This window comes from Candidatus Acidiferrales bacterium, assembly GCA_035515795.1.
In the GTDB taxonomy this organism is placed as follows: domain Bacteria; phylum Bacteroidota; class Ignavibacteria; order Kryptoniales; family JAKASW01; genus JAKASW01.
Genome location: DATJAY010000025.1, coordinates 98,327 through 113,073, shown reverse-complemented (window position 1 = coordinate 113,073; position 14,747 = coordinate 98,327). Strand labels below are relative to the sequence as shown.

The 14,747-nt window shown below is 46.3% G+C and carries 8 protein-coding genes; 3 read left to right on the top strand and 5 right to left on the bottom strand.

The features are described 5' to 3' along the window. The 4 genes from VLX91_10920 to VLX91_10905 all read right to left on the bottom strand — a co-directional run. A partial coding sequence (locus tag VLX91_10920) for a glycoside hydrolase family 2 TIM barrel-domain containing protein (GenBank protein ID HUI30720.1) occupies positions 1-1,573 on the bottom strand: 1,573 nt, incomplete at its 3' end. Positions 1,574-1,604: 31 nt separating this feature from the next. Further along, on the bottom strand, positions 1,605-2,948 hold the full coding sequence (locus VLX91_10915; protein HUI30719.1) for a glycosyl hydrolase 53 family protein: 1,344 nt from the start codon (positions 2,946-2,948) through the stop codon (positions 1,605-1,607). A gap of 425 nt (positions 2,949-3,373) precedes the next feature. Beyond that, on the bottom strand, positions 3,374-5,101 hold the full coding sequence (locus VLX91_10910; GenBank protein HUI30718.1) for a T9SS type A sorting domain-containing protein: 1,728 nt from the start codon (positions 5,099-5,101) through the stop codon (positions 3,374-3,376). Positions 5,102-5,284: 183 nt separating this feature from the next. After that, positions 5,285-8,308, bottom strand: a complete 3,024-nt coding sequence (locus VLX91_10905; GenBank protein ID HUI30717.1) for a TonB-dependent receptor — start codon at positions 8,306-8,308, stop codon at positions 5,285-5,287. Positions 8,309-9,279: 971 nt separating this feature from the next. Between VLX91_10905 and VLX91_10900 the strand changes: the two genes are divergently transcribed. The 3 genes from VLX91_10900 to VLX91_10890 all read left to right on the top strand — a co-directional run bounded on the left by VLX91_10900 (position 9,280) and on the right by VLX91_10890 (position 11,866). Beyond that, entirely contained in the window at positions 9,280-9,645 is a 366-nt protein-coding gene (locus VLX91_10900) for a cation transporter (GenBank protein ID HUI30716.1), read from the top strand. A 290-nt stretch (positions 9,646-9,935) separates the two neighbouring features. Continuing rightward, on the top strand, positions 9,936-10,175 hold the full coding sequence (locus VLX91_10895) for a hypothetical protein (GenBank protein ID HUI30715.1): 240 nt from the start codon (positions 9,936-9,938) through the stop codon (positions 10,173-10,175). A gap of 140 nt (positions 10,176-10,315) precedes the next feature. Next, positions 10,316-11,866: a glycosyltransferase family 39 protein gene (locus VLX91_10890; GenBank protein HUI30714.1), complete on the top strand. Its 1,551-nt coding sequence runs from the start codon at positions 10,316-10,318 to the stop codon at positions 11,864-11,866. A 129-nt stretch (positions 11,867-11,995) separates the two neighbouring features. Here the strand turns inward: VLX91_10890 and VLX91_10885 are convergent, their stop codons facing one another. Then, a complete protein-coding gene (locus tag VLX91_10885; protein HUI30713.1) occupies positions 11,996-14,521 on the bottom strand; it encodes a methyl-accepting chemotaxis protein in 2,526 nt (841 codons plus the stop codon). Positions 14,522-14,747 lie beyond the last annotated feature (226 nt).

The following is a 14,747-nucleotide window of genomic DNA, read 5'->3' as shown; positions in this document are numbered from 1 at the left end:
ACATCGGTTGTTCGGGATGTGCCCGATGATATTTGTCAAAGTCCTTCACCCGTTCTATGTAATTCTCGCCCCGAATATCGACGACGCTATTGATGCCTTCATATTGATCGCCGTTGTCCGCTGCAGCGGTGCACAACCTCGATGGGTCATATTCACGCTGGATGCCCTTAAGAGTGCGAGCGATCTTTGCACCAATTTCGCTATTCTCAATCGCCCACTCCTCATTTCCAATAGACCAGGCAATTACACATGGATGATTCCTGTCACGCAAGATGAGTCTTCTAAATTCATTACTAATCTCAGGCGTACCTCCCATCAATCGATTCTCATCAAGAACCAGCATGCCGACGCTATCGCACACATCGAGCAGTTCCGGCGTCGGAGGATTGTGGCTGGTCCTGTATGCATTGCAGCCCATTTCTTTCAATTTCGTGATTCTGAAATATTGAAGTCCATCGGGAAGGGCCGAACCTACCCCTGCGTGGTCCTGATGACAGCACACGCCCTGTATCTCAACATGCTTGCCATTCAAGAAAAATCCATTGTCTCTGTCGAATCGTACAGATCGAATGCCGATCTTGCTGGTGATTCGATCGACGACCTTTCCCTTTGATTCCACAAGTTGAACGACGCAATAAAGATACGGATTCTGCAGCGACCAGAGATGTGGATCGGCCACTTCTATTTTCTGGTTAAATTTCTTTTTCTCATATTGATTCAACTGAGAGATTTGCGATGTGTTTCTACCGACCTCTTTTCCCTTTTCATCGAGCAGAACAGAAACAAGCCGACAGTCAGTCTGCAAGTACTCCTGATTGAAGACTTCGGTCCGAATGTCAACATTGGCAGATGCGAAATCGCTTTTTACTGTTGACGTGATGTAGGTACCGTAGAGTGGTATATGGAGCGGAGCAAATTCGAGCAGCCAGACATGCCGATAGATTCCGGCGCCCTCGTAAAACCACCCCTCCGCCTGCGTCGCGTTGACTCGTACAACAAGCACGTTACTGCCACCGAAGTTGGCGTAGTCTGTCACGTCGAAATCGAAATCGGTGTAGCCGCTGAGATGTTCCCCCAGGAAGAATCCGTTGAACCAGACTTTGCTGTCACGGAAGACGCCATCGAACTTCACGATGATCCTATTTCCACCATCATCCTTAGGGATAGTGAATGTGCGCCTGTACCATCCAACCGATGTGGAGGGAAAATCTCTGCCGAGCGGTTTGTAACCATGGTCGTTCACAGTTTTGTCGTCAACGTCGACAAAAGGCAGTTCAACAGCCCAGTCGTGGGGAAGATCTACGGTGCGCCATGTAGAGTCGTTGAAGTCCGGTCGTGCGGGTCCGCTTGCTACCCCTGCCTTCGCAAACGTCTCCATGATTCCATATTCGAAATCTTTTTCAGGGGACGCTGCATCTCCAAGATGGAATTTCCAGCCAGGATCGAGCAGCAGCTTTTCGCGCGGAGTCGTTGCATTCAAGTTCACTGCACCAGATCCGCTTACCTGTCCACCAAGCGCGGGGAGCAATCCGATGCATAGAAAGGCAAGTCCCGCGTAAATCTGTCGAACCATTTCAATACTCCCTTTCAACTGAAAAAGGATTTCATTTTATCAAAACAATCTTCTTCACGGCCATGAAATTCCCGGATATCATTCTGCAGAAGTACACTCCGCTCGGAACGTTATTCGTCGACCAGACTACACCATGCTGACCGCCGTTCTCGCGAGCATTGAGGAGCCGGGCCACTTCCTCACCAAGCACATTGTATATCACAATTGAAACATTTGAGGATGTGGGAAGTCCGTATTCAATAGTCGTGCTCGGATTAAATGGATTAGGATAAACATAGAGATTATAACCGGAAATACTCTCTGTCTCATTCACCAGTGTCGCATTTATGCCTAAGAAGGCATTCATTGCAACCGTGGGCTTTTCCGTGGCCGGGTCCCATGCCCCGAGTTGATAACCCTGCCAATTATAACATTCAGGCTCCCAATAGAATACGCCCAGCCCGCCTGCTGATTTTGTTTTTGCTATTAGGTCCAACAAGTAGTGGTTTGCGTTGATCGGATCATTGTAGAGGTAGCCGGCTTCAACCACCATTACTTTCGTGTTGTACCTTACGATGACATCGTTCATGGTTATCAGCGCCAGACTATCATCCGTAGCCCAGGGCAATTGGGCCCAATATGGATACACCGACATTCCGATTATATCCCATCTGGCGCCGTTGCTCTTCAAACCATCGAACATCCGCCTGTACATGGCATCGTCATGCCCGTTCGACAAATGAACTATTACTTGAATCGAGCTGTCAACCGCTTTAGCTGCCGCATAGCCGGTGTCGATCATCTTGGCAAAATTCGCCATGGAATCTGTAGCCTTCCCGGTCGGCCATAACATGCCGTTGTTGGTTTCATTCCCTATCTGCACCCATTTAGGAACCACACCAAGCGATTTAAGTGTATCCAATACGCTGTAAACATGATTATAAAGATCTGTGAGCAGCTTCGGCAGAGGATCATTTGCCCACGCCGCAGGCTTTGCCTGGTGGCTCGGGTCAGCCCAGGTATCGCTGCAGTGGAAATCTATCAGCAGACTAAAACCCATGCTGTCCGCTCGGTGCGCCATGTATGCTACGTCCTTTTTGCTGCAGTATGCGCCGCTCGGATTGACCCACACTCTGAACCTCAGCGCATTGATTCCTTTTTCTTTCAGAATATCCAGGCAGTTCTTTTGAATTCCTGAGTCATCTTTAAATACATACCTATCAGCTTCCATTTGCGACAACCAGCCGACATCCGCCCCGTTTGCAAATTGTGCCATGACCCTCAAAGGCTGAAGCGTCAATAAACAGAAGACGGCTAGCATACTAAATGATTTCGCCGATGTGTAAAAAACCTCGATCGATGCTGTCACTCTTCTCACGGCTGATTGCTTATTCATCGAATAACTTTCCATTGTCCAACCTATCCCTTCTCAACGAAATCCTCAGTGTTCTAAACTCTCCACGGCTATCGAAGCGTTTTCTGCTCCCTTTTAGACCCTATTCGAGTTTTTGCTTACAACTAAAATGATCTGAGCCACTAGATTTGCCGCTCCAGTCGAAATGAAATGAGATGGAAAGAGCAGAAAAGACGGTGCGCGTAACGATCGCACAAGTCTCCGTGCATTGCAGTGACACCTGAGAAATTTCATTAACGTTTCCTTATCCAGCACGGAGGGGGCTCTCCGACTCGAACTCATATTGCATTATTCCGGAGAGTACCCTCAGTGCAATGTCTGATCTTTAAAGAAATCCCTAATCACACATGGAGGAGCCTGCAGTGCGAGAGTAATTGGGGAGAAACTGCAGGCATGATCCATCCATGTTACTTAAGGAGAAGCATCTTTTTAGTAATAGAGTTCGTCTCTTCCCGAAGCGTATAGAAATAGACACCGCTCGCAAACCTATCCAGGTTCACGTTGTAGGTATATTCTCCTGCTACCTTGCGACCCTGGTCAACGACTTGCACCACCTGTCCGAGCACGTTGTAAATAGTAAGGCTCATCACGCCAGCGTGCGACAGACTGACTTTGATGTTTGTGGAGGGGTTGAACGGATTCGGATAGTTCTGACTCAAATTGAACTCCGAGGGTATCACATTTGAAGTCTGGTGGACTCCAATCAACTGTTCTGGGAACCAATTCAAATCGCCTAAAGCTTTTCCATCAGTACCTGCAGTCTGAAAAGTCGTATTTGAATATCGCAGATTTTCTGGGACTGGATAACCCTGTGTCGCTGCCCAGTTTGGCGCAACATTTGTCCATTTGATTGTATCAGTGGGGAGGGCCAGCGGATAAACGTATGGACGATAACCACCTGCCGTCCCGCTGGCAGTACCACCATACGCCGTATCAACCAAGGTGAGCATATTTGTGATTGATTGAGAAAGGAGCGTCGCATTAAACCCCGGATCTGTGCTGTCGTTGTCTGAGACGTTGATATGGGGCCATGTTGTTTTATCTGTAAGCATGCCAGGACGAGCTCCGATTAATTGCTGGGTAGAAAGACTAAGAGTTGTCCATGCATTTTGAATCTCAGTAGGCCAGTAATAAGCATTATTCGTGATGGTAATATGCCGGTCGGCCTCTGTGAGGTTAAATGCAGGTCCTTTGAGCGTTGCCGAAAGAGTATCTAAAACAATCGCACCGGTAAACCAACTGCCTGGATTCCACCCCCACGAAGTCGGTTGACTTGCTGAACCTACACTGTAGAAAACGTTATTTGTAATTACCGCATTTGTTAGTTGATACAACTCGAAAACACCTTGTTGAGTTGACATAAAGATTGTATTATGCTGGAAATCCAGCTTGTAGCACGTAAATCCGCCTCCTCCGAGTACTAAACCACCGTTAAAAAAGAAGGTGTTATTATGGAAATACGCCGTGTCGCAGGGAACGCCGGCAGAATCACTGACTTCGATCCATGCAAATCCGGGATTTCCTACCGCGTCATCTTGATTATTCCGAAACTCACAGTTGGTTATATAGAAACTGCAATGAGCATGCGCCCAGGTATCGAACAAGTTTGGCGTGTGTTGGGGTCCGGTAATATTTTCAAGAATGCAATGGTCAAAAATGAATGTGTTATGATCCCCTGTCGGATTAACAAAGCGGCCGGTATTCGACGCGCCGTCTGGACGAGTACCTATAAAATACAATCCCTTTAATGTAAGAGTATCATTTCCCTGAGGTTCAAAGTAATCACCGATGGAAGAATTATCAGTGTTGATATACGGGGCAATTACTGGTGGATGACCGCTCTTTGGATTGATTTTTCCGATAATGGTAACGCTGCCTTTTGCAGAGATGGGAGCCGTTACGTAATAGACTGAATCAAGAGTTCCTGTTTGTTGCAATAGAAAAACGGTATTCGGTTTAACGTACCCGCCGGCAACGGTATCACTGTTAACAACGTCATTGAGTGAGCCTGCAGGCCACGTGGAGGGATTCGCCCAAACGCGGACCGTATCAGGGACAGTCGCAGACATCGTTGATCGTGGTAATAATAACATCGCCACCGTAATGAGAACGAACAATTTGAGTATCGTTTTCATAGTAGATATCCTTTCTTTGAGGTTTATTCGTTGTTAATTGCTGACCAACTGCAATAGATATCCGGTCAATTTGCAATGAACACATAGTGCCTCACCGGAATATCCATTTGAATAGTAGCTGTTTTGATTTGTCCTCCTTCCTGCTATTAACTCATTCTTTGGTTTAATGCAGTTTGAATAGTTTTAATAGAAATCCCATCGAATTCCGGCATCTGCATTTAGCCCATAATTATATTCTGAAGTGGGAAATCCATTTTTCCGTACGAGATAGGTGTCCGCTTCCTTATTAATGTTATTGACATCAAGATAAATGTCCACTCCATTCAAGGGTAATCCTTGTTTGACAGAAAGATCCCATCGCAGATATTTTGCTTTGTCGGAACGGAGAGTCCACCAGAAGTTGCTTTGGTCGAATACATTTGATTGATAAATCAGAGAAACAAGAATTGAAAATTTCCTGTAGTCGTAACCGACTGAAAGATTCACAACATCATTAGGTTGTTGGTAGAGTCTATCGAAAAAGGATGTGTCAACATACGCAATACTAAAACGAGTGGGATGAGTAATTATTGTGTATGGAAACTGTCCTTGAGAGTAAAGATGTGTATAGTTGATGTTCATCACTAAACCGTCAAATGGGCTGGGCAAATACCAGAAATGCGTTTGCCATTCTGTTTCAATCCCCCATACTTTAATCTGATATGGGTTATTAATATAGGTGTTGAGAGTAAACAGGTTGGTGTAACTCGGGAAACCAAGTTCTTTTATCTTGATGGTATCGAGGTAGATGGTTCCCGGATTATAAATCTCATCGTCAATTGTTTTTAGGAATGGGCTGACAGCAAATAATCCAAATGTATTATCATGTACTGAAACCTGAAAGTCGTAATTATGTGCTCGTTCCGGTTTTATTGCTGTGTTGTTCCAGTTGACAAATTTATTTGCTAAACCAATATCTTCTTTTGGAACAAAGGTGTTGAAATCAGGATACGATAATGTATTTGTAAATGATGCCCGTAAACTGATCACGTCCGATGGACTATATTTTATACTGATATCAGGCAGCCAATATCCATGATATTCCTTGTCTGTTACCATCGTGTATGGATAGCCTTTATTGATTTTCCCATCATCATAATTCAGAAAATGTGCGGCGGTATAGGAGGTTCTCAATGCTTGATATCGAACGCCGGGAATAATAGTTATCCATGGACCTACGTCCAGAGTAGCCATAAGGTAACCTGCACTGCGGGCTTCATATCCCGAATAATCATTAGCCTTGCTCGACACCGAGTCATAATCGAATACGGGCTGATCCGGTGATCCCCCCTGCACGGCTCTATAGGATTCCATGATACTCATCATTTTATCGATAATATCTGCATTGATTGCCGAGTACATAGAATATCCGCCATTGAAAAATTTCCCAAAATTCATTCCGGAATCATAAAACCCGTTGATAGTAAAAAAATTAGTTCCTGTTGGATCAAGATTATAAGGTGGATCTCCTAACCAGGGAAGCTGCTGGATAACATTTTGCCGGGCCCCGTTCTGAGCCGCCGCTCTAATATCCAAAAGACCGGCAGCATAATCGTAGTCGTAATAACGAGTCGTATACTTGTACGCAACGCCGCCTTTCAAGGTTAAAGAAATGAGGTCTGAAAGACCAAAATTATTTTCAATATCCAGTGCCGCTTGTTTATCATCCTGTTTGCTGAAATCGTGCCATGCACTATTATCCGTCCAGTACATTTTACCCGGATCGATCAAACTCTGCGCTTGATGAGCTACCTCCGAGGGCGTGAGGTTGCTTGAAATGCTGCTTGTTCCCGCTGACTGTTGTTGAAAGTCCATATACCATGCGTTCGGCGTGGCATTATCGGAATAGGCGTTGGATATCTTTGCCTCAATTTCCAATGCTCCGAATGTCTGCTTATAGCTTAAGATGTCTGTGACGACATTAAGATTGTTCGTCTGGAGTGATGTTCCCAAGGTAATGACGTCCTTATTGCTGGGAGCATTTTGCACCGTGTATTGCTCTGAATGTTGTTCTGTAGTCGTCGTGCCATGGCTGACAATATTTAAAAGAGCCAGTTCGCCATCGGGTATTTTATAGTCCAATGTTACCGTTCCGTCATATCGCTTCTGAATTGAAGGGATGAAGGTAAGGGTTGTGCTCCCCATCGCGACAGTATCCGGATCCTTTGCTACATCTAAATTATTATTGTAGTAGTATGCTCCGAGCTGATCTGAAGTTAAGTTCTGCCTTTGTGCAATACCCTGCACGAACACACCAAGATTATCATTAAAGAATCTCTTTTCAATGCTTGCGACAAATTTGTAATCCCTGTAGGAAGTCATCAAATCGTTGTATGCTCCCTGTGCGAGAAGTGAAAATGACGCTGTGCCGTTAGGATTCGATTTTGCACGCCGGATATCGAAGTTCACGACGCCGCCAATGGCTGAAGCATCCATATCGGCTGTTACTGTTTTATAGACCTCAATTCCTTCAAGACTGGTCGATGAAATCATACCCAGATCAACCGCACGGCCACCGGGAGTGATATCGGAACTAATGACCGTGTTAGTACTATTAGTAGAAACGCTGCCCGCGTCGTTTGCCGGTATTTGTACTCCTTCAATCGTGATCGAGTTGTATTTCGGCTGAAGTCCGCGGATAACGACCTGTGTAGCTTCACCTCCATTCCTGACTAATGAGATGCCCGGCAGTCTTCCGACAGATTCCGCCGCGTTGGCATCGGGCAGTTCCTGTATGCGCGCAGCCGAAACCACGTTCACGACATTGTTCGAAGTCAGTTGTTGATTGATGGCCGCATTCTGGCCGCTCGCCTGAGCGGTCACGACAACTTCTTTCGTCGTGACGCCAACCGATTCTAACTTTAAGTTCTCTTCGAGTTGCTCGTCTTCGTTCAGCTGTATGTTGGTTTCCAGCGTCTTGGAACCGACATATGATGCCTTCAATGTATAAGATCCTGCTGGAACGTTTGGAATGACATAACTCCCATCCAGTCCCGTGGCTGCACCCAAGGAGGTCCCTTCGAGTTGGACGGTCACACCGGGAAGCGACTCACCGGTGGTAGCATCAGTTACCTTGCCTTTGATCCTGCCGGGGGCACTCCACGATAATTGAGCGGTAAGCATGATCGCCAAGATGGCAAGAAAACCAGTATATGTTCTTATTGACATTTTACCTCTCACCTCCACCTTTATGATTGAGAATTCATCTTATCTTTGCAGACTTCCGGGGCTCGAAGGAGAATTTGCAGCCGTGTCTGCATTCGCCGTATATAGCTAGTTTCATTGAAATGACTCCTCGCAGAATTCGCCAGTAGATTTCTCAGGGCAGAAACGGCTTGCAACAAAGTCCTGGAAATATTTAACAGCATCAGGCTTGCAGGATCGATCTGCGCTCTGGGTCTTCGACACCAGCACAATCCAAAGAATTGGAGAGGCATAATGACGTCGCATGAGCATCCCAAAGAAATTGATGGCGTTTAGAAAGGCATGAAGTAACCGATCTTTCAAAACGTATCTCCCTATTGACTTCACGATTATGTTAGCGCTAACATGAAAAGGATAGTAAATATTGTTGTAGCTAAAATTTCTAACGTATTGTCTCTCCCTTGTTCGATTCCAGCACTAACTTAACACCAAAAACGCCAGCAAATTGTTAGCGCTAACATTCAGTACAACGCATGAATATAACGGGAGTGAATTTAAATGTCAAGTGATTTCGCAAATTATTTTCGCATATTGTTAGCGAATTGCTGGTTTCGACAGACGGAAGATCAAGTTAAAATCATAGCTTGCCGTTCTCAGCAAATCACCTCCAGCACTGATCCCCCTAATTCTATTAGTGTTGCTGACTTAGATGTTATGGTCGCACTCGCAACCGGGGCAGATGTCGCTACCCATCACAGAAGGCTGGCCGGCGACCTGGACATGCAATAGGCTCCCTAAATACTCGCAGACCTCAACGATCTCTAAGATAATAATGAAGAAAAGAATAGGGGGCGTGCATTGAACGGATGACCCTGCGAAGACCTCGCCACATGCTCCGCCGAACCGTCTCGGTGACTTCGCAAGGTTTATATCGGGGGAACTTCTCGGGCTTCCGGGTAGTTTTTGTTGTAAATTAACAAAAATCGGAGGATCGAATGAAAACGATAAAATTAATTTCAGGATTGCTTACTCTCGCGGCATTCCTGTCAATTAGTGTCTTCCAAAGCAACTCCTTCGCGAAGAACAAGCCCACCGCAAAAACGGAACACATAAACCTTCGCGTTTCCGGTATGATGTGCTCGAGTTGCTCGAAGAGCCTGGAGAGCAGTCTCTGCAAATTTAAAGGAGCGAAAAATGTAAAGGCGAACTATAATACCGGATATGCAAGCCTTGACGTTCCAGCGACCACGCAAGTGACAAGAGATCAGTTGGTGAAAGCAGTCGCCGATGCCGGCTTCACGCTGAAAGAAGTCAAGTTCACTCCGAAGACTCAGAAAGCCCTCGACCTCAAGCAGCAGTGACAACGCCGCGAACAAAAAATCGAGCGGAGACGAATAGAAAATAAAACTGCATCCACGATGCGGCGGAGAGGCAGTTTACTAAGATCTAAATTGACTCTCTGCCCTTCATGTCGATTCTTATAAATCCAATCCCGTCATCTCATGCCGCTTCACATTGAAAATCCGCAGCACGAAAATGCAAGCCATATTCCATGGCATCAATTACAGATTAATTTCATGATCCAAAGCAACTTTAGGAAAGAAAAATAATTCCGATACATGAATTGAAGGCATCAACAAAGAGACTAGAAATGAATTGCTGGGAATTTAAAAAATGCGGCAGAGAAAAGGGCGGCGCTAGAACCGCCGAGTTGGGTGTGTGCCCTGCATATCCCGACAGCGGAAACCATTGCGCCCGAATTGCCGGAACATTTTGCGGGGGAGTTGTTCAGGGAACGTTCGCAATGAAGCTGGCAAGCTGCATGAAGTGCGAATTCTACCAGAGTTCCAACTACGATAAGAGCTACCAGGGAATGTACTCGGCAAAATGAAGTATCTTTTGCACACTTAGAATTATCCTCCCGGCTGGTACTACAAAGTTCTCCGATTTTCCTGCGGTGAAACACTGAAGGGTGTTGCCCGTAATTCCTTAAATCGAGTATCTTTCTCATGGATCATTAAGGAGTATAAGATGGAGCAAATGGGCGACAACGCAAATTCCAAGAAGTTACTTTATCTGATTGTTGGATTTTCACTCGTGGAATTTCTTCTACACCTATACACGAATGCATTCGCCGGTTACGGGTATTTCAGAGATGAGCTTTATTATATCGCATGCAGCAAGCGGCTCGCTTGGGGTTATGTTGATCAACCGCCCCTCTCTATTTTCATTCTTGCCATCAGCAGACTAATCCTCGGCGATTCGGTCTTTGCGCTGCGGTTCGTTCCGGCACTCGCATCAGGATTTACTGTCTTCTTCGCCGGCGAAATTGCACGTGAATTAAGCGGAAAAACCGTCGCAATAACCGCAGCATGCCTCTCTCTAACTCTATCCCCGATATTTTTGGGGATGTTCGCCATTTTTTCAATGAATAGTTTCGATTGGCTTCTCTGGGCAGTGGCCTTTTACATCGTGGTACGGCTCATCAAGACAAAAAACGAGAAGTCGTGGATATGGCTCGGGATCGTGGTCGGTCTCGGATTGCTCAACAAGATCGACTTTCTGTGGCTGGGTGCGGGTCTGGTTGTCAGCATGATGTTTACCGAGCAGAGAAAATATTTTATGACTAAATGGCCGTACGTTTCCGGAGCAATCGCGCTACTCATATTCAGCCCATTCATCGTCTGGAATATCACACACGGTTTCGCCCATCTGGAATTCATAAGGAACGCCACATTCGGCAAGTACTCAGGAATTACGAGATGGGATTTTCTATCGGGACAACTCTTGATTAACGGACCTGTGACTTTGCCGGTATGGCTTTCCGGGCTTTATTTTCTTCTATTCCACAGAGAAGGAAAACGATTTAGGTTGGCTGGGCTGATATTTGTCACGACATTCTTGATATTACTAATCAACGGGCACAGCAAATCGGAATATTTATCGGCTACCATGCCGCTCCTCTTCGCTGCCGGTGGTGTCATGGTCGAGAAGCTATCCAATATGCCGATGACGGGATGGATCAGGATTGCGGCACCAATTTATCTCTTCATCGGCGGAATCTTCACCGTGCCCTATGCAATCCCCATTCTCCCTGTTGACGTCTATATTCGGTACTCGCAAACGATAGGGATACAGCAGCCGTCACCGGAAGGAAAACATCTCGAGGAACTTCCACAGTTTTATGCAGACATGTTCGGATGGGAAAACATGGCTGCAACTGTTTCAAAAGTCTACACGTCTCTCACGCCGGAAGAGCAGAAAAGAGCAAAGGTGTTCACCTGGAATTATGGTGAAGCAGGCTCCATAGATTTCTTTGCAGAGAAATATCGGCTTCCCCCTGTGATTTGCCCGCATAATAATTTCTGGTATTGGGGGTATGGCGATACGACCCGAGATATCATGATAGCCATCGGCGGAAGCAAAGACGAGTACCTGCGGACATTCTCTAACGTGGAAGAAGAGGGAAACATCGAATCGAAATTTGCTATTCCGTATGAGAACAACTTGAGGATTTTTGTATGCAGAGGGTTAAAGACACCTATCAGAGAGGTCTGGAACAGGATAAGGTTTTTTATTTAGAAATCTCAGGCCGCCCTGAAGGGCAAAGAAACCGCTAAACCCCGCGACTTATGTTTACTTCGAAAAATTCTCCTCAGAAATTATTCCGCTGAGAATTCGGCAAAATCGCTGAGGAGACTTCCGCTATTTTCAGTTCCTGACAAGCTCATCATTTTCTATCTTGAACTGAGCGGTCGATGCTTGAATGTCGTCAGCCATACTGGCCAGGCCGGTTGCGATCTGACCCACATCCTGTGCCTCTTCGGTTGCCTTGCGGGTCTGCTCGGAAATTTCGTTGATGGTTGCCGCATTTTCTTCGCCAATGCTCGCAACATTATGTATCATCTCCACTGTATGCCTGATGCTCGTACTCAGCTCCTCGGTAGCGCTCATGTTCTGATCGACGACTGCGGAGATTTTCTCGATCGACTTCAGCAACCCCGACATATTTTCCGACACCACACCGTTCGCTTCGACCATCACGTCAATCTGCTTGTTGACATTTTCTGAAGACCCGAGGAGCTTGTTGATAGCTTCACCGGATTTTATTGCGTGCGAAGTCCCTTCTTTTACTTTATCGACGATTAGTTTTACTGATCCGCTTGCGTCCGCGATGTCTGCCTGCACCTTGTTTATAAGACTTGAGGTCTGTTTTGTAGAAGAAGCTGACCGCTCTGCAAGTTTCCTCACCTCATCGGCAACAACCGCGAAGCCCCTTCCGTGCTCGCCGGCGCGTGCGGCTTCGATAGCGGCGTTCAACGCGAGCAAATTAGTCTGTTCCGCAATATCCTCTATGGTTTCGATTATGCCTTCAATCTCCTCGGATTGTTTGGCCATCCTCTCAATTTTTTCAGCAAAGGCGCCGACGGTATCCTCTATCCTTTTCATCTGTCTGAGACTTTGCATGACCGTATCGGCCCCTTCTTTTGCAGTCACTATGGCTTCGGAGGAAGCCGAGACCACCGTGTTCGCGCTTCTATTCGCAGATTCTATCGCCTTGGAAATTTCAACTGCAGATGCGGCAACATCTTCCACCGCGACTTTTTGATCGTGGGAATCTTTTGCTATGGTCTCAATGGCAGCGGATATTTGCTGCATGTTAGTGCTTGCTGTGCTCAACGAGACCGCTTCGTCATTCAAAGCCTTCGCCATCTGATGAATAGTATCAGCGTTCTTGCTGGCGTCTTCAATTGACCTTTTTGCAGTACGTGACAATTCGCCGCTTAGACTCAGCAGCCTCTTCGCCCGAACCGCCAGCGTCATGAATAATCCACGTAGACTTAGCGGCTCACTGTTGAATGTCGCAACCACTAAGCCGTTATCGACCGCTTTGTTGATATAGGGGACAAGATTTTTGTCGAATACTCCGACACTAATTGCGTCGTATCCATTCTTGATGCAATCCTCTATGGCAGGTCCATAAACCTGAGCGCTGGTATCGAATTTCTTCCCGCCATCCTTAGACATCTTAGGAATCGACCAATCGACCGTCACATTATAACTCCACAATTCTCTCCTCGCGACGTCGACTCCCAATCTAAATGCAATCCAAAAAGGATCGTCCTCCCTTCCGAGCACCATGATCTTTATCGCGCGAGTTGATTTCTTCAGCGGTTTCGGCCTCTTATCAGCCGTCACTTCTGTCTCAATTACACCCTTTCCCTCCTGCCAGAATTGCGAGTAATTTTCTTTAGTAACGAGATCCATGTTTGTCAGCAGCCTTGAATGACTGGGATGCCAACCGGCGGCAACATGATTGAAAAGGAGTATCACAGGATCATGGCCCTGCGCGAATACATCCTGTGAAAGTGTCGCGGCGACGACCCCTTCCCGGACGTACCGCATCGTTTCGTCCGCAAGGTCGTGACATATGACCTTGATCTGACCACCCTTTCCAGATTCTGCTACCGCCCTTGCGGCTGCGGCGCCACCGAAGCTGATATAGATTCCGGATAGGTCAGGATACTTTCTCAAAAGCTCCTTAGTCTTGTCATAAACGATTTCTTTCTGGAGGGTGGATTCGACAACGTCAAGAATGATGATCGCCGGAAATTTTTCTCTGATTGTATTTTCAAACCCTTTTCTTCTCATCTCGTGCGCAATGTTGCCGAATTTCTCTATGATGATGACTACCTTTCCTTTTCCGTCTAGAGCATTCCCCATGGCTTCAGCACACGCCTGACCTTCAAGGTATGAGTCGGCACCGACGTAGAACAGCCTCTGACACGGCTTATCGGTCGCTGAATTGAATTCCCTGCTTGCATCGTTGAGGGATGTGATTATCGAATTCAACCCCTTGACCATCTCACCGACATAGCCGTTGACGGAAGTGGCGATCGTGCCGACTTCAATCTTGACTTCAGACGTTAAATTTCCGTGTGCCATCTCGGTGAGAGCAGTAGAGAAAGACGTGATATCTTTCTCCGCCATCATTTTTATTTTCCCCGAAAGGAGTTTCATGGGACCATAAAGTGAAATCGCCTGATGAATTATTATGATGGCGATCGCCACCAAACTGCCGAAAATACCCAAAGCTAGGAGGCTGCTGCCTGCCAATTGAGAGTACAAGGAGTTCAGCTGAAAATACCCTATAGCTTCCAGCACCGCGAACACAAACAGAAGAATGACTGTCACGCGTGTCAGGTGCTTCCTAAAAAATTTCACGATCGCGTTCATTATGTTCTCCCTTCCATTAACATTGACAAAAACCTTTCATGATGCCCAACGGTATGTCGCTGCAAGCAACCATGATGCATGTAGCCTTCTGGATCGGTTTTCATCAAGTTAAAGAGTCCTTACACTAAGACATTTTTATATTCGGAAACTTAGCATAAGTCTTTAATGCCTCAATTTTGTTTGAAATTAGGCTATTTTAAGCCTTCTACCTCCAGCTCCTGTTGTA